Genomic DNA, 22,499 nt, shown 5'->3' with positions numbered 1-22,499 from the left:
GAATGTGCATGGATCTCCGCCGATCCTGTGTGCTTCGCCGTATCGCTGCGCAAAACGTGTACCGGGCGACGGGGTGGGGCCGGTTATGCTCATGGGATGCTGAGAACTGAGCGTCATGCGCGGATACTTGAGCATGTCGCGGAGCGGGGCAGCATCGACGTCAACGAGCTGTCCAGGCTGCTGAACGTCTCCGGGGCCACCGTGCGACGCGATCTGCAGCATCTGAGCGAGCGGAACCTGCTGCGCCGCACGCACGGCGGGGCGGTCCTCGGCGGGCTCAGCATCGAGGTGCCGATCCAGCACCGCATGGAGAGCCGCCGGCCGGAGAAGCGGGCCATCGCCAAGGCCGCGGCCGACCTGGTGCCGGTCGGCGCGGTGGTCGGCCTCACCGGCGGCACCACGACCACCGAGGTGGCGCGGCGGCTGGTGGAGCGCGGGCCGATCACCATCGTCACCAACGCGGTGAACATCGCCGCCGAGGTCGTGCTGCACAAGCACGCCACGCTGGTCGTGATCGGCGGCAACGCGCGCAGCGAGAGCTACGAGCTGGTCGGGCCGATCGCGGAGAAGACGCTCGCCGACTACCACACCGACGTGACCTTCCTCGGCGTGGACGGCATCAGCGCCGGGCACGGCTGCACCACCCACGACCACCTGGAGGCGGCCACCGACCGCGCCTTCGCCCGCAGCAGCGGCGAGATCATCGTGGTGGCCGACCACACCAAGATCGGCAAGGTCACGTTCGCCAAGATCTGCCCGCTGAGCGACGTCCACCGCCTCATCACCGACGCGGGCGCCTCCGAGACCCACCTGGCGGCCATCGCCGACGCCGGGGTCACCGTCACCACCGTCTGACCGGACGGCCCCGCCTCCCGTGGGGGGCGCACGCCTGCTGACCTCGATGGCGAGACGTTCTTGCGCGGCTGTGAGCGGACTTGTACGTTTAAGTCGCAAATCACTCATAACTGCGCGTCAGAGGTGTGAGATGACGTTCGTCGCGGGGGAGATCGCGAGCCAGCCGGATTGCTGGGACCGGGCCATCGAGCTCGCCGGGTCCGTCGAGGGGCTGCCCGCTCCCGGGGAGCGCGTGGCCGTGGTCGGGTGCGGCACCTCGCTGTTCATGGCGCAGGCGTACGCGGGACTGCGCGAGTCCGCCGGGCTGGGGGAGACCGACGCCTTCGCGGCCTCGGAGTTCCCCCGGCGGCGCGGCTACGACCGGGTGGTGACGATCTGCCGCTCCGGCACCACGACCGAGGTGCTGGAACTGCTGCGGGGCGTCTCGCGGCCGACGACGGCGCTCACCGGCGACCCTGCCACGCCGATCTCGGACGTGGCCGACGTGGTGATCGACCTGTCCTTCGCCGACGAGAAGTCGGTCGTGCAGACGCGGTTCGCGACGTCCGCGCTGACCCTCCTGCGCGCGCATCTGGCCCTGTCCGAACCCTCGGTGCTGCCCGATGGCCTGCCCGGCCAGGCCGCCGAGGCGATCGCCGCGGCGCCGCCGGCGGGGGCGGCGGGCCGTACCCAGTTCACGTTCCTGGGCACGGGGTGGAGCGTCGGGATCGCGAACGAGGCGGCGCTGAAGGTCCGGGAGGCGTCCGGGTCGTGGACCGAGTCGTATCCGGCGATGGAGTACCGGCACGGCCCGATCAGCGTGACCGACTCCGGCAGCGTCGTCTGGTTCTTCGGCGAGCCGCCCGCCGGGCTCGCCGACGAGGTGGCGCGGACCGGCGCGATCGTCTCGGTCTCGCAGCTCGATCCGGTGGCGGACCTGATCCGCGTCCAGCGGCTCGCCGTCGAGCTCGCCGAGGCCAAGGGCCTCGACCCGGACCAGCCCCGCAACCTCTCCCGCTCGGTGGTCCTCGCCTGATCGCCGCCCCGACACCACCCCGACACCACCCGACACCACCCGACACCACCCGACACCGCAGGGGATCGCGGCGGTGTCCCACCCGCACGACCCTGACGTCCCGGCCCCGCGTGACCCCCGGGGGCGCCCGCGCCCCCGACGCGGCGGGCGTCATACGCAAGGAGTTCCCCATGCCCCTGGTGAAGACCGGCGACCTGGTCGCCGCCGGACGCGGCGTCGCCGCCTTCAACGTGATCACGCTGGAACACGCCGAGGCGATCGTGGCCGGGGCCGAGGAGGCCGGGACGCCGGTCATCTGCCAGATCAGCGAGAACGCGGTCAAGTTCCACGGCGGGCGGCTCGGCCCGATCGCCGCGGCGACAGCCGCCGTCGCGCGGGCGTCGTCGGCCGAGATCGCGCTGCACCTGGACCACGTCACCGACCTCGACCTGCTGCGACAGGCGGCCGACCACGACTTCGGGTCGATCATGTACGACGGGTCCAAGCTGGAGTACGCCGACAACGTGGCCCGCACCGCCGAGGCCGCCGCCTGGGCGCACGAGCGCGGCCTGTGGGTGGAGGCCGAGCTGGGCGAGGTCGGCGGCAAGGACGGCGCGCACGCGCCCGGCGCGCGGACCGACCCGGGGGAGGCCACGGCGTTCGTCGCCGCGACCGGCGTGGACGCGCTCGCCGTCGCCGTGGGCAGCTCGCACGCGATGACCGAGCGCACCGCCCGGCTCGACCACGCCCTCATCGCCGAGTTGAGCGCCGCCCTCCCGGTGCCGCTGGTACTGCACGGCTCCTCCGGCGTACCCGACGACGAACTACGCCGGGCCGTACGCGGGGGCATGGCCAAAATCAACATCGGCACCGCCCTCAACATCGCCTTCACCGACGCCGTACGGCAGGCACTCCCCGGCCAGGTCGACCCCCGCCGCTACCTCGCCCCCGCCCGCACCGCCATGGCCGAGGTCGTGGCCCACTTCCTCAAGGTCGTCACGATCCGCTGACCTCTGCCCCCGATCACGACGGATCCGGCTGCGGAGAGGCGAACCACACCCGCTCGCCCCATCCAACGGACAGCATCAGCCCAACATCCGGCCCGGACGCCGCCGAACAACGAATCACGCTGCTCGTTTGGCGGTACGGTTCCCACCGAAAGGAGGTCCCCGGCGGAAGGAGAACATCCGCATGACGCTCACCGACGACCGATACGGCGCGCCCAAGGTCCTCGACCGAGTGCGAGGCCCTCGCGGGGAGTCGGTGCTCCGGCAGGTCAACGGCCGGTTCGAAATCATCAGCAACGGCGTGTTCCTCATGGACACCTCGGACGGAACGTCCGAGCGACTCCTCATCGACGCCGCCCTGGCCAGATGCGCCGCCCCCAGGCCACGCCTGCTCATCGGCGGCCTCGGCGTCGGCTTCTCCCTCGTCCGCGCCATCGCCCACAAGCGCCTGGCCGCCATCGACGTCGTGGAGATCGAGGCGTCCGTCATCGACTGGCACCACCGATTCCTGCGCCACATCACCGGCGCCGCCCTCGCCGACCCCCGCGTCCGAGTGATCGAGTCCGACATCCTGGACTGGCTGGACCGCACCCCCGATCGCTACGACGCGATCTGCCTCGACACCGACAACGGCTCGGACTGGCTGGTATTCGAGACAAACGCCGACATCTACGCCGATCGAGGCATGAACCTGCTGGCCCGCCGCCTGCGCCCCGGCGGCGTACTGGCCGTATGGTGCGCCCGCCCCGACCCGGCCTACGAACAGCGCCTGCGCGACCGCTTCAACGGCGTCGAGACAGTGACGACCCCCCGCCCCCGCGGCTGCCCCGACCTCGTCTACGTCGCACGCGCCTGCGCCCGGTGACCCGTCATGACGCGCTCGGCCTTTGACGCCGGTGTGGGCGATGCCCTGAATGAACTGGCGTTGCGGCAGGACGAACACGACGATCACCGGCAGCGAGGCGAGCAGCGACCCGGCCATCAGCACCGGGCAGTCGGCCTGGAACTGGCCCTGCAATGAGGCCAGCCCGGCGGAGAGCGGGGACCCCACCGCCCTGCCCACCGACGCGGCCGAGAGCCTCGCCACCCACCGCGTCGTCTGGGCGGCCGAACACGCCTGCCTCACCGGCACCGTCGTCCGCCGCTCCCCCCAATGAATGCCACGTCCGATGCCCGCTGCCCGGTTTCGTCCCGCCCGCTCCTCCGGTCGTGCTTCTCTCGTCGGTGGCGATGACCTTCGGCGGCTCTTGGCGGTTCCGGGCGATGCTGTCCTCGGGCCGCTGGTCGCCGGGGGTGGCATCGAGCCCTGGCGTTCGGGCGTGCGAGCCAAAGGCGGCGACTTCGTCCCTTTTCCTTCCCAAACGACTGTTTTCCGATCGGTCGGGTACAATAAATGTGGTGTGCCGGGAAGTCTGGTCGGCGACGACGAGACACTTCCGGCCATCGGAGTTTTTATGGGCGTGCGCGGCAAGCGGCGGCAGTTTGTCCTGTTCGGTCGAGGGTCCTGGAGCGAGACGCGCCGGGTCGCCGACATTCTCCGGCAGGAGACCGTGGGTGGGGCGTTGCTGCTGGCGGGGGCGCTGACGGCGATGATCTGGGCGAACTCGCCCTGGGCCGGCTCTTACGACACGGTACGCGAGTTCACGATTGGTCCCGCCGCGCTGCACCTGGACCTGAGCCTGGCCACCTGGGCCGCCGACGGGCTGCTGGCGATCTTCTTCTTCGTCGCGGGTCTGGAGCTTAAGCGCGAGTTCGTGGTCGGCGATCTGCGGGACGTACGGCAGGCTGCGGTTCCTGTCGCCGCCGCCGTGGGCGGGATGATCGTGCCGGCCCTGCTGTATCTGGCGATCACGCGTGGCACCGAGGGCGCCGCGGCGGGGTGGGCGATCCCGACCGCGACCGACATCGCGTTCGCGCTGGCCGTGCTCGCGGTCATCGGGCGGTTCCTGCCGACGGCCCTGCGCACTTTCCTGCTCACGCTCGCCGTGGTAGACGATTTGATCGCCATCGTCATCATCGCGCTGTTCTACACCGACGACCTCGTGCCGGGGCTGCTGGCGGCGGCGCTGGTGCCGCTGGCGGCGTTCACCGCGCTGGTGCAGCGCCGGGTGCGTTCCTGGTGGCTGCTGCTGCCACTCGCCGTCGCCACCTGGACGCTGGTGCACGCCTCGGGGGTGCACGCCACCGTCGCCGGGGTGCTGCTGGCGCTGGCCGTGCCGGTGGTGCGCAGCGAGAAGGCGGGCGGGCCGGAGGCCGGGCCGGGCCTGGCCGAGCACTTCGAGCACCGGTTCCGGCCGCTGTCGGCGGGCTTCGCCGTACCGGTGTTCGCGTTGTTGTCGGTGGGGGTGCCGCTGGGCGGCGTGACCGGTCTGGGCGCGGTGCTGAGCGACCCGGTCGCGATCGGGGTGATCGTCGGGCTCGTCGTGGGCAAACCCGTCGGGATCATGCTGGCCACCTGGCTGGTGGCCCGCTTCAGCCACGCCGACCTGGACGAGGACCTGAGCTGGGTGGACGTGCTCGGCCTATCGGTGCTGGGCGGGATCGGGTTCACGGTGTCGCTGCTCATCGGCGAGCTGGCGTTCGGCATCGGCACCGACAGGAACGACCAGGTCAAGCTGGCGGTCCTGGCTGGCTCGCTGGCGGCGGTGCTGCTGGCGATGGTGATTCTGCACCTGCGCGATCGCGTCTACCGGCGCATCCACGAGCAGGAGATGGCCGACCGCGACCACGACGGCGTCCCCGACAACTACGAGCCGGACCCGGCGCCCGGAAACGGCGGCTGACGCCCCGCCGGGGCCGCGGCCCTCCCCGCGACCGGTCTGCCCGGGCTCCTTCCTCCCGATGGCGTGCCGGTAGATCACCGCAGCGGCCCGCCGAACGTGACCTGTGGGGCGATTCCCCGCGAAACGGATGGTATCCGGCGCGCTACAAATTGCCTTCATCCCCGCCGATACGGCCGTTCCGCTTCCTGGCGCGGCCGTGTCCGGCGACCCTGGACAGGGCGGGAACCCTCCCGCCTCGGTGATCGTTCGAACGGCGATCACATTTTGCACGCAGGAGGGAAGTCGTGGTCTTCAAACGGTTGCTCGGAGCGTTCGGTGTCGGCGCGCCGTCGGTGGACACGGTCCTGGCCACCCCCGGGGTACGGCCCGGCGAGACGATGCGCGGCGAGGTCCGGCTCAAGGGCGGCGACTTCGACGCCGACATCGAGTACATCGCCCTCGGGCTCGTCACCCGGGTCGAGGCTGAGCACGGCGAGGGTGAGCAGACCGGCCTGATGGAGTTCTACCGGACCGAGGTGTCCGGCCCGTTCCGCCTCGGCACCGGCGAGGAGCGCGTCCTGCCGTTCGAGTTCCCGGTGCCGTGGGAGACCCCGGTCACCGAGGTGTGGAACGAGCCGCTGCACGGCATGGCCATGGGCGTGCGCACCGAGCTGGCGATCGCCAAGGCGGTGGACAAGGGCGACCTCGACGCCATACGGGTCAACCCGCTGCCGTCCCAGGACGTCGTGCTCCAGGCGTTCGCCCGGCTCGGCTTCCAGTTCAAGGGCGCCGACCTGGAGGTGGGCAGCCTGTACGGCGTCGACCAGCACCTGCCGTTCTACCAGGAGATCGAGTTCTACCCGCCGCCCGCGTACGCCCACGTGGTCAACGAGATCGAGCTGACCTTCGTCGCGAGCCCCGCCGGGCTGGACATCGTGCTGGAGGCCGACGCGCGCGGCGGCCACTCGGGCTACTCCGGCGACTCCTTCGGCCGCTGGCGGGCGAGCCACGAGGAGGCCCTGCACCGCGACTGGGCCGCCGAGATCAACGGCTGGCTCACCGCGCTCGCGCAGCACGGCGGACACGGCGGGTACGGCGGCCACCACGACCCCTACGACCACGACTCCCACCACGGCGGGCACGACCTCGGGACCGTCGCCGCGGCCGGAGCCGCCGGAGTGGTGGGCGGCATGATCGCCGCCGAGGTGATCGACGAGATCGGCGACATGTTCGAGGGAGAGGAAGAGGAAGAGGACTGACGGCCGCACGGCGGCGGATGGCCGCTGCCGCTCACAACGGGTATGACCCCGCCGTGGAGGCAGGCGGGCGGTACATGCCGACGCCTGGCGTCCACGGGGGGCCTGTCTTCGGGCGTCGCCGCTAGGTGGTGGCGGGATGGTCGCCGCCGAGGATGGTCGCACGGCGGCGGATGGCCGTGCCGCCCATGAGGGGAACGGCCCTGTCGGCGGGGCGGGCCGTATATGCCGACGCCCGGCGTCAAGCGGTGACGTCCGGGCGTCGGAATTAGGCCGTTTAGTCTCGGCTACTCGGTTTGGTCGGTTCGGTCAGCGGATGCCACGTCTGCCGTAGGTGCCCGTCGCCAGCGCCACGCCTCCGGCGGCCAGCGCCACCTGGATGGCCAGCTCGATCCAGTCGATGCCGCGGGTGTCGGCGACGCCGAGCACGGTCGCGACGGCGGTGCCGATCAACGCGGCGACGATGCCGATGATCATGGTGAGCCAGATCGGCATGCGCTGACGGCCGGGGACCACGAGCCGTCCGAGCGCTCCGATGATGAGTCCGATGATGAGGGCGGAAATGATGCCGGTTACTTCCATGGCGCACGCTCCCACGCAGCGGCCTTCGGCCGTCCTTGCCAGCCGATGACGACGAGGCCGATCATCCTCTTGAACGCTTTCGCGCCCCGCACGGTTCCCGCGAGCGGAAGGCCGCGTGCTCGCCGTCGAGCCGCTCACCTCGTCCCGGCGGTACGGCTCGGCCGTGGCGGGCGGCCTTCGCGTCCCTGCGCGTACCGGCCGGGCGTGCAGGCGTACTCCTTCATGAAGGCGGTGATGAAGGCCGACGCGCGCCCTGGTCCGGCTGCTGAGGCCCGCTGCGAGCGCGGTCGAGTTCGATGGGCGGGACGTGCACGCGGTCTTCGATCTGCCCTGCGTCGTCGTCCCCGACCCGGTCACCGGCACCCCGATGGTGGTGCCGACGGTCTGATCCGTAGGCAGGAATTCCCCATCATTCACGCAAATTCGCCGGTATGAATTGCGCTATGTCCCACAATGTGGGTAATGGACGTCGTTAGGATCGTACAACGTGACGGTCTACGGACTTCCTCCCGTCCTTGCCCTGGATTCGGGCGACCCCATACAACTCGGCCCCTATCGCGTGGCCAGCAGGCTGGGGCAGGGCGGCATGGGCACGGTTTACCTGGCCGACGGGCCCTCGGGCGCGGTCGCGATCAAAGTGATCAATCGCCACCTCGCCAATGATCCGGAATTTCGGGCGCGGTTCCGGCGCGAGGTGGAGGCGGCCCGGCGGGTGCGGCGGTTCTGCACCGCACCGGTGCTCGACGCGCAACTGGACGGCGACCCGCTGTGGGTCGTCACCGAGTACGTCGCCGGACCCGACCTCGGCCGCATGCTGCGCGAGAACGGCCCGCTCACCGGCTCCAACGTCGAGGCGCTCGCGGTGGGCATGGCGACCGCGCTCACCGCCATCCACGGCGCCGGGCTGGTGCACCGCGACCTCAAACCCGCGAACGTGCTGCTCTCCCCGCTCGGCCCCCGCGTGATCGACTTCGGCATCGCCCGCGCGCTGGACGCCGGCGACAGGCAGACCGCCACCGGCCAGGTCCTCGGCACCCCCGAGTACATGGCGCCCGAACTGCTGCAGGGCGAGCAGGTGGGCCCGCCCGCGGACATCTTCGCCTGGGGCTGCGTGGTGGTCGCGGCCAGCGTGGGCGCCTCGCCGTTCGCCTCCAAGAGCGTGCCGCACGCGATGTACCGGGTCGTCCACGAGGAGCCCGATCTGAGCCAGATCGATCCCGGCCTGCGGCCGATCGTCGCGGCGGCGCTCAACAAGGACCCGGCCAAGCGCCCGACCGCACAGCAACTGCTGGCCGCGCTGGTACGGCGCCCGGACGCCGACTCCGCCCAGATCGCCGGCACCGTACGCCTCGACCTGAGCACGATGGGCAGCAGGGGAAACCCGGCCCACATCCCGGTGCGGACGTCCCCCGCACCGGACAAATGGGCGCGGCGCAGGCGGCGCACGGCACTGATCGGCGCGGGGACGGCCCTGACCGTGAGCGCGCTGGCCGTGACGGCCTTCCTGGTATGGGGTCCGGACTGGATGCCCGAAACCCCTCCCAGCGGTCAGGCGGCGTACAGCGAGACGTTCGCCGCAGACACCTCGGGATGGCCCAACTCGGGCACGAGGGTGGACACCGACCGGGGATACACCGGCGACGGCAGGTACACGATGAAGGGGGCCGGGAAGTCGTGGATCGCCGCGCCGGCGAGCGCGGGCCTCCCCGACCACGCACTCGTGTCCATGAAGGTCGATTTCTCGCAGACCAATCCCGGCAGTTGGTACGGGGTCTACTGCGAATACTCCATCGACGATCAGGACGCCAACGACGCCTTCTACATCCTGGAGTTCCGCGCCGACGCGTACGCGAAGGTCGTCAAGGTGGACGGCGGGGTCTGGGCCGACATGACCGGCGACATCCAGGTGCCGCGGATCGGCGTCCGGGGGAAAACCGTGCTCCGCGCCGAGTGCGTACGCGGCGACGGCGAGGTACGCCTGGCGTTGTGGGCTGGCGATCAGCTCGTCACCCGGGTGGTGGACACCAAGGTGGACAGGGCCGTCGGCCCGCCCCGCTTCGGGCTCTTCTCCGAGGACAACGACGGCAACTCCCGGGCCTATTTCGACGACTTCACCATCGCCCGGCTCCCTTGACGCCAGGCAACCCGCGCCGCCGGTGATGAGGGGGTGAACGCCGGTGGTCAGCGTGTGAACAGAGTCCATGATTAGACTTTGCGACTACGTAAGGTGAGGGTAGATCGTTAGGATCAGCGACTGTGATGCCGTACGATTTGCCGCCTGCATTGGCTCTGGATTCGACCGATCCGACCGAACTCGGTCCCTATCGAATCGCCAGCAGGCTGGGCAAAGGCGGCATGGGTACGGTCTACCTCGCCGAAGGACCGTCGGGGCCCGTCGCACTCAAGGTGATCAACCCCCATCTCGTCAACGACCCCGAGTTCCGGGTGCGGTTCCGGCGCGAGGTGGAGGCGGCCCGGCGGGTGCGGCGGTTCTGCACCGCGCCGGTGCTCGACGCGCAGCTGGACGGCGATCCGCTGTGGGTCGTCACCGAGTATGTGGCCGGGCCTGACCTGGGCCGGGTGCTACGTGAGAACGGCCCGCTCACCGGCTCCAACGTCGAGGCGCTCGCGGTGGGCGTGGCGACCGCCCTCACCGCCATCCATGACGCGGGCGTGGTGCACCGCGACCTCAAGCCCGGCAACGTGCTGCTGTCGCCGCTCGGCCCGCGCGTCATCGACTTCGGCATCGCCCGCGCGCTCGACGCCGGGGACGGGCAGACCGCCACCGGCCACATCCTCGGCACGCCCGACTACATGGCGCCGGAGCTCTTCGACGGCAAGAAGGGAGGGCCGCCCGCCGACGTCTTCGCCTGGGGGTGCCTGATGGTCGCGGCGACCACGGGCTCCTCGCCGTTCGCCTCCAAGAGCGTGCCGCAGGCGTTCTACCGGGTCGTCCACGAGGAGCCCGACCTGAGCAGCGTCGATCCCGGCCTGCGGCCGATCGTCGAGGCGGCCCTGCGCAAGGATCCGGCCGCGCGTCCCACCGCGCAGGAACTGCTGGACACGCTCGTACGCCGACCGCATGCCGACACCGCCGAGGTCGCCGGCACCGTACGGCTGGACCTGAGCTCGATCACCACGCGTTTCCTGCCCGCCGAAACGAAGGCGGCGCCTGCGGACACGCCGAAGCGTCGGATGCCGCGGCAGCGGCTGATGGACATGGCGAAGGGCGCGGGGGCCTGCCTGCTCGTGATCGCGTTGGTCGCCGGGATCGTGCTGGGGCTGGGGACGTTGCCGTCCGGCCCGCCGGATCAGGGCGACGTTGTGTACCGGGACGACTTCGGCGCCACGAACACCGGCTGGCCGCAGGACGGTAGCGGCACGACCGCCGACAGAGGCTATGCGGGGGACGGCCGCTACACAATGGGGGCGAACTACACCGACCAGGGCAGGTGGGCCCAGGCGCCGGTGAACGCGGTCCTTCCGGACCGGGCCGTGGTGTCGGTGAAAATCGACGTCTCCGCGGCGTCGCAATGGACCGGGGTCTACTGCGAGTACTCCAAGGACGATCAGCAGGACAGCGACTTCTTCTACATCCTGGAACTCCGCGATGCTTACGCCAAGATAGTCAAAGCAGAGGACAAGTGGGCGGACCTGACCCGCGACGTGCCGCTGCCCGGCCTTAACAAGACGAACGTGCCGCTGCGGGTCGAATGTGCGCGCGGCGACGGCGAAATCCACCTGGCGATGTGGATCGGCGACAACCTCATCGCCGAAGTGTCGGACACCGAGGTGGCCAAGGCGGTGGGCCCGCCCCGCTTCGGGCTCTACGTGGAGGGCACAAGCGAGGGCCAAACACGTGCCTTCTTCGACGATTTCAGCATCGCCCGGCTACCCTGAGCGCGACGCCGGCTGATCGTCGCTCCTCGTCCCCCGCGCGTCACACCACCGTCGCGTCGCCCTCCTTCTCGCCTGGCCGCCGCCGCCTCGGCCTGGGCGCGCTCGCCGCGTACGTGCTGGGCGATCCGCAGGTCGCCCCCATGGCCGTGGAGAACGAGGCCCGCCGTGGAGAAGCCCGCGAGGCACCGCCCGCCGACCACGTGCTCTGAGTCTTCATGATCCTCCCGCCCGCAAGACGTGACATCCCATTCCCTCACTGACCGCCCTCTCAGATTGTGAATTACCCCACTTCAGGGGCATAAGGGACCAGTAGGCAGGGGTGGGATCATAACAGCAGTAAGTGCCACATAAAGGTGCAGGCAGGTTAACCGGTCCTGGCTGTACGGCCCGAGCGCGCTACTCCGACTCCTCCGGCTACGTCCTGGATGAGAAGGGCATCGACGTCGACCTGCTCAAGCAGATCAAACAGGTCGAACGCGCCCGCATCGAGACCTACGCCAAGCGCCGCGGCGGCGACTCCGTCTTCATCGCCGGCCACAGCGTCTGGGAGCTCCCCTGCGAGGTCGCCATGCCCTCCGCCACCCAAAACGAGATCACCGGCCGCGACGCCGAAAAACTCGTCCGCTCCGGCTGCATCGCCGTAGGCGAGGGCGCCAACATGCCCACCACCCCCGAAGGCATCCGCCTCTTCCTCGAAGCCGGCGTCGCCTTCGGCCCCGGTAAGGCCGCCAACGCCGGCGGCGTCGCCACCAGCGCCCTCGAAATGCAGCAAAACGCCAGCCGCGACTCCTGGTCCTTCGAGTTCTCCGAGCAGCGCCTCCGCGACATCATGCGCGACATCCACGCCCGCTGCCTGGAAACCGCCGACGAGTACGGCATGCCCGGCAACTACGTCGCCGGCGCCAACATCGACGGCTTCAAGCGCGTAGCCGACGCCATGCTCGCCCTCGGCCTCGTCTGACCGACGTCACCACGGCAGAAACCGTCTGGGATGTGGAGTACATCCCAGACGGTCGTTTGGTGGCCGGCGCCATTCCGCCCCGCGTCCGGTGCAGACGGATATCGCTAGTGACTGCCGAAGCTGATGGTGAGTATCACGACCACAGGATGCGGATCGCCGTCCGGCTGTGTGGTGTACTCATCGTGATACTGATAGTCCACTCGAGCCTTGCTCGTGAGCTCATAGTGATGGGTCCGCGACCATCCAGGGCCTTGGGGGCGCCCGGCAGAGCCCTTCAAGATTGTGATCGAGGCGAGGGCGGCAGGTTTCCCCGGCTCCTGTGAGATGTGATCCCAGAACTGCTGAGCCTGCTGCAGCCCCACCCGCTCAACCAATTGCGAGTAGTGCTGCAGGTAGCGACGATGCACCAGCACCCGATACAGCGGGGTGACGTCGGGTTTTCCCCCAGGCCGTCGGGCCGGTCGCATGGGGTCATAGGAGCTGCTCATTGTGGCATCGGTGCCTCTACAAAATCATTTGGATCATGGCGGCCGAGAAGCACCGACCGTCTGAGAGGATCCTCGAGTTGCCGCGCCGTGATACGCCAGGACCGAATGAACTCGTCGAGAGCTGATGGATCTTGGTCTGAGTGCGCGGCGATGAGCACCGCGTGAAGTTCGTCGACGAACTCGCGGAGATCGTCTGCCTCGAATACGCGCAACCAGGCTAGGTCGCCAAGATCGCTGATGCTGGGCGCGGCGTCGCGTCGGAGCAGGTCGTCCAGCCGCATATGAGCGAGGGACCATTTAGCGATCTCCTCGAGCATGCGCAGTCGACGCTCGGGAAGCATGACCAGGCTGGTGCTGTCCTTATCGCGAATCTGAGCCAGGCCCTGGCGGGCTCGCTCCAGAATCTCCGTACGTTTGTTCGCAAGATCGGAAGCCTGAAAGATGATGTCTGACATGGCGGGCCTCCTGCTGCCAGGATCTTAGCTACGATCGTACCCGAGATTCTGACAAGCCGGTGTAACCGTTCGGCGAAACCTCTGCGTTGGGGGGACGGGGTTGTACGACGAGTCGCAGCCGTTCGACGCGAACAGGATCCGTCTCAGTGAAGATCGGTCTGGGTCGAGGGAGGGTTGGCGGCTTACCAGCCTGATCAAGGAGATACAGGACGCCCTCCTTAGTCGGTTCACCGCCAGATACTGTGAGGCCAGAGACTCCTTCGAGAAGGCTACCGAAGAACTGATGCGACGCGGCCTCGATGCCGAGTCGATTGTCCGTTATGGAATGCTTAGCGAAATTGTCGCTCCGCTCATGGGTGTACTGCTGATCGGTCACATACTGCCCAAATCTGACATTGCGGAGGAGGTTGCGAAATCAGGCGTGGACATCGAAGGCTGGCGTTCGCTGCTTCGTATCCCGCACGAGGCCACCGTCGGCGACGAGATTCCTGGGTCATGGATGAGCGAGAAGTCCCCTACTCCGATCTCACCGATGAGATTGCCCGCCGTACGGCGCTCAACTGGGATCCGGCGGTCCCGGAAGTGCGTACCGAATTCATCGTCGCGGAGATGACCAACCGTGCTCGTGACCTGCTGGTCGCCGGGCGGACGGCCGAAGCGTCCGTGCTCTTCGAGTTCGCGGTCCACCAGTGGCCGGCCGATGCGCGTGCACGGAACAATCTGGGATTCTGCCTGATTCCATTAGACCCCGCCCGAGCGCTCACACACCTGAACGCGGCGGCCCGCGACCGGTATGCGCCCCTTGGCGTCAATGTTTACAACCGAATGTGCTGCCATGTGTCGCTCCGCCAGCCTCGGGCCGTCCTTGACTTGGCCGAGCAGTGGTGGAGTTCCAGAGATCCGTCCGAAGACGATGTCATTGCGATCCTCTGGACGCGCTCTCATGAGGGATGGCAGTTGGACACAAGCGCTGTGGTCAAGGGCGCCATCACCGCTCTTGCCATCGCGACGGCCTGTGTTCATGGGTGGTCGGATGATGAGCAAGTGTGGAGGAAGAGGTCGTCTGGCGAGGCATATCCCTCTCGGTAGCGTACGAACTGCTCGTGGCAGAGGACCCCGTCGCGGACGCCACCAGTGAAGCGAAGCCGATGTCGTCTAACGCCAAGCGCCGGGCGGCGACATCGTGTTCTCAGTCAGCCTTGCGCCGACCGGAGCATAACGGAATGATCGTGCGCACCGTTCTGCCCACGTCGCCGGTAGGGGTCGAGTACTCCCTCACCCCGCTCGGTCGATCTTTTTCGGGAGCCGTTCGGGGGCACGTCTACGAAATGGGCTCTCGCGAACGCGGCTGAGATTCGTAGCCAGTCGGCACGCCTACGATCGGGCAACACGATCGGCAGGGCTGACGGCTTTCGTCACCGCTGTCCACCGCACGCTCTGGGTCCGCTTGTTGCGATCGGCAGCGAACGGTGGGCTGGACTTTGCGAACGCAAACGCAAGTCGGACAGATCGTACTATCGCTCTCGACATCGGTTGTCCTCACGGCATCCAGGTCAAGTCCGGATTCGGCTGCCCGCAGGGTCGTACGGTGGGGTGAGGTGCAGGCGTGCACGGTACCGGTCGCCGCCGATGTTGATTTCGTAGTGGCCGGAGGTGAGATCGTCGGCGGTGACGGGTTCGCCGTCGGGGTGGCGGACGTAGGCGAGGGGGACGCAGGCGTTCAGGGTGTGTGACCAGGCGGCGGAGGTGACTTGGCCGACGGCGAGGCCGTCGCGTAGGACCAGTTCGCCGCCCCACATCATGGGGGTGGGGTCGTCGAGGACGAAAGAGACCAGTTTGCGGCGGGGGCCGTTTGATTTGGCGCGTTCGACGGCGTCGCGGCCGAGGAAGGGGATGTCGGTGCGGAGTTTGCAGGCGAATAGGAGGCCCGCCTCGACGGGGTTGTGGTCGGGGGTCAGTTCGGTGCCCCAGGCGCGGTAGGCCTTGTCCAGGCGCAGGGAGTTGATCGTGTAGTAGCCGGCGTTCGCGAGGCCGTACTCCTGGCCGGCCTCGGTGAGCAGTTCGTAGACCCCGACGGCGAACTCGGTGGGGACGTACAGCTCCCAGCCCAGCTCGCCGACGTACGTGATGCGGGTGGCGCGTACGGTCGAGTGGCCGAGGTCGATTTCGCGGCTGGTGGCGAAGGGGAACGCCGCGGTGGAGAGGTCGGTGCGGGAGAGGCGGGCGAGCAGGTCGCGCGAGCTCGGGCCCATGACGCCGTAGACCGCGTACGCCGAGGTGATGTCGACGACCTCGACGTGTTGCTCGCGCCTGATGTGTCGGCGGATCCAGTCGAGGTCGCGTACGACCGAGGCCGAGCCGGTGACCAGCAGGTATTCATCGTGGGCGAGCCGGGTCACGGTGACGTCCGCCTCGTAGCCGCCGCGCTCGTTGAGCATGCCGGTGTAGATCACGCGGCCGGGGGCGACGGCGACGTCGGCGGTGCACAGCCATTGCAGCAGCGCCTCCGCGTCCCGCCCCTTGATCAGCAGCTTGCCGAACGAGGTCTGGTCGAACAGCGCGACGCGTTCGCGGGTGGCCTGCTGCTCGGCGGCCGACCACGGCAGCCAGTTCGGCTTGCCCCACGTGTACTCCAGGCGCGGCTCGACGCCGGGCGGGGCGAACACGTTCGCCCGCTCCCAGCCCATCTTCGAGCCGAACACCGCCCCGGCCTCCTTGAGCAGGTGGTAGACGGGGGAGCGGCGGAACGGCCGGGCGGTCTCCAGCTCGCGTCCCGGCCACGGCACCTCGTAGTGCAGGCCGAGGATCTCCCCGACCCGGTCGTGCAGCCACTGGTTGTTGCCGTTGAACGCCGCGAACCGCCGGATGTCCACCGCGGACAGGTCGCTGGTCGGCCCGCCGTTCACGATCCACTCCGCCAGCGCGCGCCCGGCCCCGCCCGCCGAGGCGATGCCGACCGAGTTGAACCCGGCCCCGACGAAGAAGTTCTTCAGCTCCGGCGCCTCGCCGAGGATGAACTGGTTGTCGGGCGTGAAGCTCTCCGGCCCGTTGTAGAACTTCTTGATCCCGGTGTGGTGCAGGGCGGGGATGCGCTGCAGCGCGTTCTCCATCAGGATCGAGAAGTGGTCCCAGTCCTCCTCAAGGAGCTGGAACTCGAAGGGGTGCGGCAGGCGGTCCGGCGCCACCCACGGCTTGGCGACCGGCTCGAAGCCGCCCACCACCAGGCCGCCGACCTCCTCCTTGTAATAGGTGTAGCCGTCCGGGTCGCGCAGGATCGGCATCATGCGGTGCACGCCCTCGATCCGCTCGGTGACGACGTAGAAGTGCTCGGCCGAGTGCAGCGGCACGTTCACCCCGGCGAGCGCGCCCACGGCCTTGGCCCACTGCCCGGCGCAGTTGACCACGATTTCGGCCTTGATGTCCCCACGGTCGGTGCGCACCCCGGTCACCACGCCGCGGCGCTGACTGATCCCGACGACCCGGGTCTTCTCCAGCACCAGGGCCCCGCGATCGCGTGCCCCCTTCGCGAGCGACGCGGTCACGTCGGTCGGGTTGGCGGTGCCGTCCCCCGGCAGCCAGATCGCTCCCACCAGGTCCGCCGTCTCCAGGATCGGATACAGCTCCTTCGCCCGCCCGGGGCTGATCAGCTCACATTCCAGGTCGTACGCCTCCGCGGTCGCCGCCGTGCGCCGCAACTGCGTCATCCGGTCCTGCGTACGCGCCACGGTCACCCCGCCGCAGCGTTTGAACCCGGTGGCCAGCCCGGTCTCCTCCTCCAGCCTGCTGTACAGCTCGGCGGAGTACTGCACCAGCCGCGTGCCGTTCTCGGTGGAGCGGAGCTGACCGACCAGCCCGGCCGCGTGCCAGGTGGTGCCGCCGGACAGCCGCCCCTGCTCAAGCACGACCACGTCGGTCCAACCAAGGTGGGTCAGATGGTAGGCGACGCTGGTGCCGACGATCCCCCCGCCGATGATCACGACGCGGGCACGGGCGGGCAATTCCTTGCTCATCGGCGACTCCTCGGCACGTCCGGCTCCCTGGGACATTGCGGCAGCACAGGACACTACCGGGCCGATGACCTTGAACGTCAGTGGCCTTCGGCCGTCGGGTCAGGCACGCCGTTCTGCTCGGTGGTCAGCAGGACGCAGCCCTGCTTGCGCCCGGAGTCGACGCGCCGGTGGGCCTCGGCGGCCTCCGCGAGCGGATAGACGCCGTCGATGACCGGCCGGATCGTCTTCGCCTCGGCGAGTTCGGCGAGGAGGCGCAGGTCGGTGGCCTTGTCGCCGTCCGGCCGCAGGCCGGTGAACATGATGGCCGCGCGTTTGCCGCCGAACCCGCGCGTCCACAGCGACCGCAGGAAGATCGTGAGGGAGGGGGTGGTCGTCAGATAGATCCCGCCGGGCCGCAGCGCCCGCCGGCAGCGGGAGAAGGAACTCTTGCCTGCCGCGTCGAAGATCACGTCATAGGTCCGGCCGCCGCGGGTGAAGTCGGCCTTGGCGTAGTCGATGACCTCGTCCGCGCCGAGTGACTCCACCATCTCCCGTTTGGCGGTGCTGCACACGCCGGTGACGCGCGCCCCGACGTGGTGTTTGGCGAGTTGCACGGCCGCCGCGCCCACGGTGCCGGACGCGCCGTTGATCAGGATCTCCTGCCCTTCGCGCAGTCGTGCGCCGTCCCGGAGGAAGGGCAGGGCGGTCAGCATGCCGTCCAGCACGGCGACCGTCTCCCGATGGTCAAGGCCGGCCGGTGCGATCGCCAGCGCCCCGTCCTCGGATATGCGTACGTATTCGGCGTGGGCCCCTAATGCGGACCCGGTGTCGGCGAAGACCCGATCGCCGACCTTGAACTTGGTCACGCCCTTGCCGACGGCCACGACCTGCCCGGAGATCTCGCCGCCCAGCGTCCTTCGCCTCGGCCGCAGCGGGCCGGTGAACATCCGCGCGGAGACCACCCGCCCGGAGCGGAAGATGGCGTCGGTCGGGGTGACCGACGTGGCGTGGACGTGCACCAGCACATCCCGGTCGCCGGGTGCGGGCGTTTCGACTTCCTCGTTGCGCAGGACGTCGGGGGATCCGTACCGGTCATAGACGATGGCTTTCACGTTGATCATTTCCTTCCTGGTACGGTGCCCGGACCGCGACCGATGTCAAAAGCTCTTAACATCGAATGTAGAAAGACGTAGACATGATGTCAAGGATTCTTGACCTCGCTGCGCGGCCGGATGTGGCTCTGGGCGGGGGCGGCGACATGCCCGCGTTGGCCTCGGTAAGCCGCTGCCACCGGGACGGCGAGCGCACGTAGGCCCCCTCACGCCCGGACGGGCACGAGGGGGCCTGTGCGTTGTGCGACGGGCTTACATACCGAGCACGCGCTGCCGTACGACAGGGGAGGCGGCGAGTTCGGACGCGGTGCCGCCGGCGGCCATGCGGCCCTCGACGATCAGATAGCCCCGGTCGGCGGCGGCGAGGGCGCGGTGCACGTCCTGCTCGACGACGAGGACGCCGACGCCGGTGGCGGCGATCTCGGCGATGGCGTCGAACACCTCGTCGACGACGACCGGGGCCAGGCCCAGCGACGGCTCGTCGAGCAGCAGCAGGCGGGGGCGGGCCATGAGCGCCCTGCCGATGGCGAGCATCTGCTGCTCGCCGCCGGAGAGCGTGCCCGCGTGCTGGTGGGCGCGCTCGGCGAGCCGGGGGAACAGTTCGTAGACCTCCTTCTCGGTACGGCGATGCTCCCCCCTGGCCCCCCGCCGATAGGCCCCGAGCAGCAGGTTGTCCCGCACGGTCATGTGGCCGAACACGCGGCGGCCCTCCGGGACGACCGCCACGCCGTGATCGCACACCCGATGGCCGGGCACCCCGGAGACCTCGACCCCGTCGACGCGGACGCTGCCGGTGGTCGCCCGGTGCAGCCCGGCGATCGTGTGCACGAGCGTGGTCTTGCCCGCGCCGTTCGGGCCGACCAGGCACACCGTCTCGGCCGCGGCCACGTCGAGATCGACCTGCCACAGCGCCTGCGCGTCGCCGTAGTGCGCGGACAGGTCGCGGACCTCAAGCACTCTGCCTCCCCACGTACGCCTCCACCACGGCCGGATCGTCCAGGACCGCCGCCGGTTCGCCGTCCGCGATCTGCACGCCCCGGTCGATGACGACGAGCCGGGTGGCCAGGCCGCGCAGCACCCGCAGCAGGTGCTCGACGATGATGATCGAGATCCCGGCGCCGTGAATGCGCTTGATCACCTCGACCGCGTCGTCGATCTCCGCCGGGTTGAGGCCGGCGAGGGCCTCGTCCAGCAGCAGCACGATCGGGTCGGCGGCGATCGCCCGCGCCATCTCCAGCAACTGCCGCTGATGCAGGTTGAGGTCGGCCGGGTACGCGTCCGCCAGGTGCTCCAGGTGCACGGTGGCGAGGTGGCGTTCGGCCACGCGGCGGGCCTCGGCGAGGGAGGCGTGGTCGCGGCCGAACATCACCGCCATCGCGACGTTGTCCCGCACGTTCATCGAGGCGAACGGCTTGGGGATCTGGTACGTGCGGGCCACCCCCGCGTGCGCGATCCGGTGCGCGGCCAGGCCCCCGATCGGCCGGCCGGCGATCCGGATCGTGCCCTCGCTCGGCTGCAGGGCACCGGACAACAGGTTGACCAGCGTCGTCTTGCCGGAGCCGTTCGGCCCCACCAGGCCGACGATCTCTCCCTCGCCGACCGAGAAGGACACGTTGGAGAGGGCGCGCACGCCGCCGAAGTTCTTGCTGACGCCTTCGATCTCGACCAGCGGCGTGCCGTTCCCGGTCCGGTCCGGGCCGCCGGTGGGGGCGGGCTTCGCAGGTGGCGCGGGCGGGTCGTCGATGGCCGGAGCGACCGTCTCGCCCGGCGATTCCGAGGCGTCAGCCGTCTCCTCGACGGTGCCGGGGGCCGATCCCGAACCGGAAACGGGCGCGGCTACGTCGGCAGCCTCCGAGGCGCTGCCCGAAGCCGGGACAGGTGCGGCATCTCCGGCGACCGTCTCCGAGGCACCCGCACCTGCGTCGGCGTCGTCGGAGGCCGGGCCTGAGTCGCCCGCCTCGGTCTCCGGTGCGTGAGGCGTCTCCGGTTCGGCCCGCGTCTCCCCGGGTACGGCTCCGCGACCCGAGGGCCGGGCCGTACGGACGCCCGCGACGACGGCCGCCGCGGCCCCGGCGATCAGGCCGAACAGCAGCGACGCGACCGAGGTGAGCGTGCCGAGGGCGAAGCAGCCCCCGGTGACCACGACGAACGCGATCAGGGCCGGGAGCGGGTGGGCGCGCAGGCGGGCGTAGAGGCCGTCCCCGGCGACGACCACCAGGATCGCGAGCAGCCCGCCGAAGATGATCGAGCTCCACGCGGACAGGTGCTCGCCGGTGAGCAGATCCTGCCCGAGCACCACGAGGACCGCGCCGATGACCGGCCCGAGCCAGTGGGCGCGCCCGCCGAGCACGCTCATCACGATGACGAACAGCGGGAACATCAGGTTGAACACGCTCTCCACGGTCACGAAACCGATCTGCAGCGTGAACAGGCTGCCGCTCATGCCGCCGAGCGCCCCGCCGATCACGATGGCGATCATCTTGTAGCGGAAGGTCGGTACGCCGAGCACCTCGGCGGCCTCCTCCGCGTCGTGGATGGCCGCCAGGCCGCGGCCGAGGCGGGAGCGGTGGATGGCGAGCGCGATGCCGACGGCGAGCGCGGCCACCACGAGGTTGAGCTGGTAGAGCAGGTGCTGGAAGGTCTCGCCGAGCCAGGCGGGGAACTCCGGCACCGGGACCGTGGTGCCCTGGCCGCCGTCGATGTCGTGATTGATTCGGGCGAACGCGGCGAGGATGAACGGCACGGCGAGCGTGAGCAGCGCGAAGATCTCCCCGCGCAGCGAGCGCAGCCGGAACGCGACCGCGCCGACCGCGAACGCCAGCAGGCCCCCGGCGAGCGCGCCGAGCGGCACCGTGACGAAGAAGTTCCACCCGTGCCTGCCGTTGAGAACGGCAGTGGTGTACGCGCCGAGCGCCAAATACGCGCCCTGACCAAAGCTGAAATATCCGGCATAGCCGGAGAGGATGTTCCAGCTCGTCGCCTGCGTGACCCAGAACAGCACGGACGCGCTCAGCACCAGGAAGTACCGGGGCAGCCCGATGGCCTCGTTGAAGTTCCCGACCAGCGCCAGCACGATCCAGACCAGGACCAGTCCGCCCAGACCGCGCATCAGCGGGGACACCCCCCGGTCGGCCCGCGACCCGCCCGCCCGGGAGCCCGCGGACGGGATCCGCGCCGAGGCGTTGGACGAGGCACCGGACGAGGCGCCGGGTGAGGTGGCCGACGAGGTCGGCGTCGTCGATGGGGTCATCGTGCCCCCTGCCGGGTGAACAGGCCCTGCGGTCGCAGCAGCAACGCCAGAATGATCGCCAGGAACAGCACGAACGGCTCGGTGGACGGCGACCACACCACCGAGACCACGCCGGACAGCACCCCGATGCCGATCCCGGCGACGAGCGTGCCGAGCAGGTTGCCGATCCCGCCGAGGATTACCACCGCGAACACCGTGCCGAACCACTCGTACGGCGTCGTCGGCGTGATGCTGTTCGACAACGCGAAGATCATGCCGGCCACCGCCGCGCTCGCCCCGCCGAGGCCGCCCAGCAGCAGCCCCAGCCGCCGATGGTCGATGCCGAACGCCGCCGCCACCATGCGATCCTCGGCGAAGGCCCGCATGGCCCGCCCGAGGAAGGTGCGCTGCAGCGCCAGATATCCGCCGCCGATGAGCACGATCGCGAAGCCGAACGCGAGCAGCGTGCTCGCCGGGAACACCAGCGGCCCGATGCTCAGCCTCCCCGTCGCGTACGGGTTGACGGCCGGGTCGATGCGCCGGTAGTCGGCGGTCCAGATGTTGTTCGCCACCTGAATGACGATGATCAGCAGGCCGAAGCTCATCAGCAGCGAGCCGAACCCGGCCACGCCGAGCCTGTCGTACGCCCCCTGCAGGGCCGCCCCGGCGAGGAAGAGCACCGGGACCGTGACCACCAGCGTGACGACCGGGTCGAATCCCCACGAGGTGGTCACCTGGTAGGTGAGGTAGGCACCGGCCAGGATCAGGCCGAAATGGGCGAGGTTGATGACGCGCAGCACGCCCCAGGTGGCCGACAGCGCCGCCGCCATCAGGGCGTACAGTCCGCCGGTGAGCGCGCCGGTGAGCGCCGCCTGAAATGTGATCATCCGTACTCCGGTTCGGGACCAG

At 69.6% G+C, this 22,499-nt stretch carries 19 protein-coding genes and 1 pseudogene; 12 read left to right on the top strand and 8 right to left on the bottom strand.

Features of this window, described 5'->3' with window-relative positions; translation table 11 throughout:
* Window positions 1-96 precede the first annotated feature (96 nt).
* The 7 genes from AB0K60_RS33790 (at window position 97) to AB0K60_RS33760 (ending at window position 6,877) form a co-directional block, all read left to right on the top strand.
* Window positions 97-855, top strand: a complete 759-nt coding sequence (locus AB0K60_RS33790) for a DeoR/GlpR family DNA-binding transcription regulator (RefSeq protein ID WP_364064587.1) — start codon at window positions 97-99, stop codon at window positions 853-855.
* A 130-nt stretch (window positions 856-985) separates the two neighbouring features.
* Window positions 986-1,870 (top strand): sugar isomerase, encoded by an 885-nt coding sequence (locus AB0K60_RS33785; RefSeq protein ID WP_364064585.1) that lies wholly within the window; start codon window positions 986-988, stop codon window positions 1,868-1,870.
* Between the two features lie 170 nt (window positions 1,871-2,040).
* On the top strand, window positions 2,041-2,859 hold the full coding sequence (locus AB0K60_RS33780; RefSeq protein ID WP_364064583.1) for a class II fructose-bisphosphate aldolase: 819 nt from the start codon (window positions 2,041-2,043) through the stop codon (window positions 2,857-2,859).
* 181 nt (window positions 2,860-3,040) lie between these two features.
* Window positions 3,041-3,721 carry a spermidine synthase gene (locus AB0K60_RS33775; protein WP_364064581.1) on the top strand — a complete coding sequence of 227 codons (681 nt, stop codon included), beginning with the start codon at window positions 3,041-3,043 and terminating at the stop codon, window positions 3,719-3,721.
* 49 nt (window positions 3,722-3,770) lie between these two features.
* Window positions 3,771-4,013, top strand: coding sequence for a hypothetical protein (locus AB0K60_RS33770; RefSeq protein WP_364064578.1), 243 nt, complete (start codon window positions 3,771-3,773; stop codon window positions 4,011-4,013).
* Window positions 4,014-4,310: 297 nt separating this feature from the next.
* A complete protein-coding gene (gene nhaA, locus AB0K60_RS33765; RefSeq protein ID WP_364064652.1) occupies window positions 4,311-5,639 on the top strand; it encodes a Na+/H+ antiporter NhaA in 1,329 nt (442 codons plus the stop codon).
* Window positions 5,640-5,923: 284 nt separating this feature from the next.
* Window positions 5,924-6,877 (top strand): sporulation protein, encoded by a 954-nt coding sequence (locus AB0K60_RS33760; RefSeq protein WP_364064576.1) that lies wholly within the window; start codon window positions 5,924-5,926, stop codon window positions 6,875-6,877.
* A 306-nt stretch (window positions 6,878-7,183) separates the two neighbouring features.
* Here the strand turns inward: AB0K60_RS33760 and AB0K60_RS33755 are convergent, their stop codons facing one another.
* Window positions 7,184-7,456 carry a GlsB/YeaQ/YmgE family stress response membrane protein gene (locus AB0K60_RS33755; RefSeq protein ID WP_364064574.1) on the bottom strand — a complete coding sequence of 91 codons (273 nt, stop codon included), beginning with the start codon at window positions 7,454-7,456 and terminating at the stop codon, window positions 7,184-7,186.
* A 487-nt stretch (window positions 7,457-7,943) separates the two neighbouring features.
* Between AB0K60_RS33755 and AB0K60_RS33750 the strand changes: the two genes are divergently transcribed.
* From AB0K60_RS33750 to AB0K60_RS33740, 3 genes and pseudogenes are all read left to right on the top strand, one after another.
* Window positions 7,944-9,590 carry a serine/threonine-protein kinase gene (locus AB0K60_RS33750; protein ID WP_364064571.1) on the top strand — a complete coding sequence of 549 codons (1,647 nt, stop codon included), beginning with the start codon at window positions 7,944-7,946 and terminating at the stop codon, window positions 9,588-9,590.
* Between the two features lie 125 nt (window positions 9,591-9,715).
* A complete protein-coding gene (locus AB0K60_RS33745) occupies window positions 9,716-11,356 on the top strand; it encodes a serine/threonine-protein kinase (RefSeq protein WP_364064569.1) in 1,641 nt (546 codons plus the stop codon).
* Window positions 11,357-11,756: 400 nt separating this feature from the next.
* Window positions 11,757-12,317: pseudogene (locus AB0K60_RS33740) on the top strand (glutamate dehydrogenase); the annotation flags it as partial.
* A 104-nt stretch (window positions 12,318-12,421) separates the two neighbouring features.
* Here AB0K60_RS33740 and AB0K60_RS33735 read toward each other — a convergent pair.
* Together AB0K60_RS33735 and AB0K60_RS33730 are read right to left on the bottom strand one after the other, a co-directional pair.
* Complete coding sequence (locus AB0K60_RS33735; protein WP_364064567.1) at window positions 12,422-12,805, bottom strand: hypothetical protein; 384 nt, start codon at window positions 12,803-12,805, stop codon at window positions 12,422-12,424.
* On the bottom strand, window positions 12,802-13,260 hold the full coding sequence (locus tag AB0K60_RS33730) for a hypothetical protein (RefSeq protein WP_364064564.1): 459 nt from the start codon (window positions 13,258-13,260) through the stop codon (window positions 12,802-12,804). The genes AB0K60_RS33735 and AB0K60_RS33730 overlap by 4 nt, the downstream gene beginning before the upstream one ends.
* Window positions 13,261-13,755: 495 nt before the next feature.
* Here AB0K60_RS33730 and AB0K60_RS33725 point away from each other — a divergent pair, with 495 nt between their 5' ends.
* Both AB0K60_RS33725 and AB0K60_RS33720 read left to right on the top strand, forming a co-directional pair.
* Entirely contained in the window at window positions 13,756-14,349 is a 594-nt protein-coding gene (locus AB0K60_RS33725) for a hypothetical protein (protein ID WP_364064562.1), read from the top strand.
* A gap of 59 nt (window positions 14,350-14,408) precedes the next feature.
* On the top strand, window positions 14,409-14,612 hold the full coding sequence (locus tag AB0K60_RS33720; RefSeq protein WP_364064650.1) for a winged helix-turn-helix transcriptional regulator: 204 nt from the start codon (window positions 14,409-14,411) through the stop codon (window positions 14,610-14,612).
* A gap of 201 nt (window positions 14,613-14,813) precedes the next feature.
* Here the strand turns inward: AB0K60_RS33720 and AB0K60_RS33715 are convergent, their stop codons facing one another.
* From AB0K60_RS33715 to AB0K60_RS33695, 5 genes are all read right to left on the bottom strand, one after another.
* On the bottom strand, window positions 14,814-17,270 hold the full coding sequence (locus tag AB0K60_RS33715) for an FAD-dependent oxidoreductase (protein ID WP_364064560.1): 2,457 nt from the start codon (window positions 17,268-17,270) through the stop codon (window positions 14,814-14,816).
* A gap of 77 nt (window positions 17,271-17,347) precedes the next feature.
* Window positions 17,348-18,370 carry an NAD(P)-dependent alcohol dehydrogenase gene (locus AB0K60_RS33710; RefSeq protein ID WP_364064557.1) on the bottom strand — a complete coding sequence of 341 codons (1,023 nt, stop codon included), beginning with the start codon at window positions 18,368-18,370 and terminating at the stop codon, window positions 17,348-17,350.
* A gap of 243 nt (window positions 18,371-18,613) precedes the next feature.
* On the bottom strand, window positions 18,614-19,318 hold the full coding sequence (locus tag AB0K60_RS33705) for an ABC transporter ATP-binding protein (protein WP_364064555.1): 705 nt from the start codon (window positions 19,316-19,318) through the stop codon (window positions 18,614-18,616).
* The gene (locus AB0K60_RS33700) at window positions 19,311-21,611 is read right to left on the bottom strand and encodes an ATP-binding cassette domain-containing protein (protein ID WP_364064553.1); all 2,301 of its coding nucleotides are present in this window, start codon (window positions 21,609-21,611) and stop codon (window positions 19,311-19,313) included. Before AB0K60_RS33700 ends, AB0K60_RS33705 begins: the two co-directional genes overlap by 8 nt.
* Window positions 21,608-22,477 carry a branched-chain amino acid ABC transporter permease gene (locus tag AB0K60_RS33695; RefSeq protein ID WP_364064550.1) on the bottom strand — a complete coding sequence of 290 codons (870 nt, stop codon included), beginning with the start codon at window positions 22,475-22,477 and terminating at the stop codon, window positions 21,608-21,610. Before AB0K60_RS33695 ends, AB0K60_RS33700 begins: the two co-directional genes overlap by 4 nt.
* Window positions 22,478-22,499: the final 22 nt, after the last annotated feature.

The sequence above is a fragment of the Thermopolyspora sp. NPDC052614 genome (assembly GCF_040678635.1).
Taxonomy (GTDB): Bacteria; Actinomycetota; Actinomycetes; order Streptosporangiales; family Streptosporangiaceae; genus Thermopolyspora.
Note: the sequence above shows the minus strand (reverse complement) of the source record. Positions and strands in the feature narration are given on the sequence as shown.

What these genes read in the sequence shown, in the direction of transcription:
- AB0K60_RS33775 (WP_364064581.1), top strand. Translation starts at nt 3,041, where the DNA reads ATGACGCTCACCGACGACCGATACGGCGCGCCCAAGGTCCTCGACCGA.
- AB0K60_RS33770 (WP_364064578.1), top strand. Translation starts at nt 3,771, where the DNA reads ATGAACTGGCGTTGCGGCAGGACGAACACGACGATCACCGGCAGCGAG.
- AB0K60_RS33755 (WP_364064574.1), bottom strand. Translation starts at nt 7,456, where the DNA reads ATGGAAGTAACCGGCATCATTTCCGCCCTCATCATCGGACTCATCATC.
- nhaA (WP_364064652.1), top strand. Translation starts at nt 4,311, where the DNA reads ATGGGCGTGCGCGGCAAGCGGCGGCAGTTTGTCCTGTTCGGTCGAGGG.
- AB0K60_RS33785 (WP_364064585.1), top strand. Translation starts at nt 986, where the DNA reads ATGACGTTCGTCGCGGGGGAGATCGCGAGCCAGCCGGATTGCTGGGAC.
- AB0K60_RS33790 (WP_364064587.1), top strand. Translation starts at nt 97, where the DNA reads ATGCTGAGAACTGAGCGTCATGCGCGGATACTTGAGCATGTCGCGGAG.
- AB0K60_RS33715 (WP_364064560.1), bottom strand. Translation starts at nt 17,270, where the DNA reads ATGAGCAAGGAATTGCCCGCCCGTGCCCGCGTCGTGATCATCGGCGGG.
- AB0K60_RS33735 (WP_364064567.1), bottom strand. Translation starts at nt 12,805, where the DNA reads ATGAGCAGCTCCTATGACCCCATGCGACCGGCCCGACGGCCTGGGGGA.
- AB0K60_RS33745 (WP_364064569.1), top strand. Translation starts at nt 9,716, where the DNA reads ATGCCGTACGATTTGCCGCCTGCATTGGCTCTGGATTCGACCGATCCG.
- AB0K60_RS33695 (WP_364064550.1), bottom strand. Translation starts at nt 22,477, where the DNA reads ATGATCACATTTCAGGCGGCGCTCACCGGCGCGCTCACCGGCGGACTG.
- AB0K60_RS33780 (WP_364064583.1), top strand. Translation starts at nt 2,041, where the DNA reads ATGCCCCTGGTGAAGACCGGCGACCTGGTCGCCGCCGGACGCGGCGTC.
- AB0K60_RS33710 (WP_364064557.1), bottom strand. Translation starts at nt 18,370, where the DNA reads ATGATCAACGTGAAAGCCATCGTCTATGACCGGTACGGATCCCCCGAC.
- AB0K60_RS33725 (WP_364064562.1), top strand. Translation starts at nt 13,756, where the DNA reads ATGGATGAGCGAGAAGTCCCCTACTCCGATCTCACCGATGAGATTGCC.
- AB0K60_RS33720 (WP_364064650.1), top strand. Translation starts at nt 14,409, where the DNA reads ATGTCGTCTAACGCCAAGCGCCGGGCGGCGACATCGTGTTCTCAGTCA.
- AB0K60_RS33730 (WP_364064564.1), bottom strand. Translation starts at nt 13,260, where the DNA reads ATGTCAGACATCATCTTTCAGGCTTCCGATCTTGCGAACAAACGTACG.
- AB0K60_RS33700 (WP_364064553.1), bottom strand. Translation starts at nt 21,611, where the DNA reads ATGACCCCATCGACGACGCCGACCTCGTCGGCCACCTCACCCGGCGCC.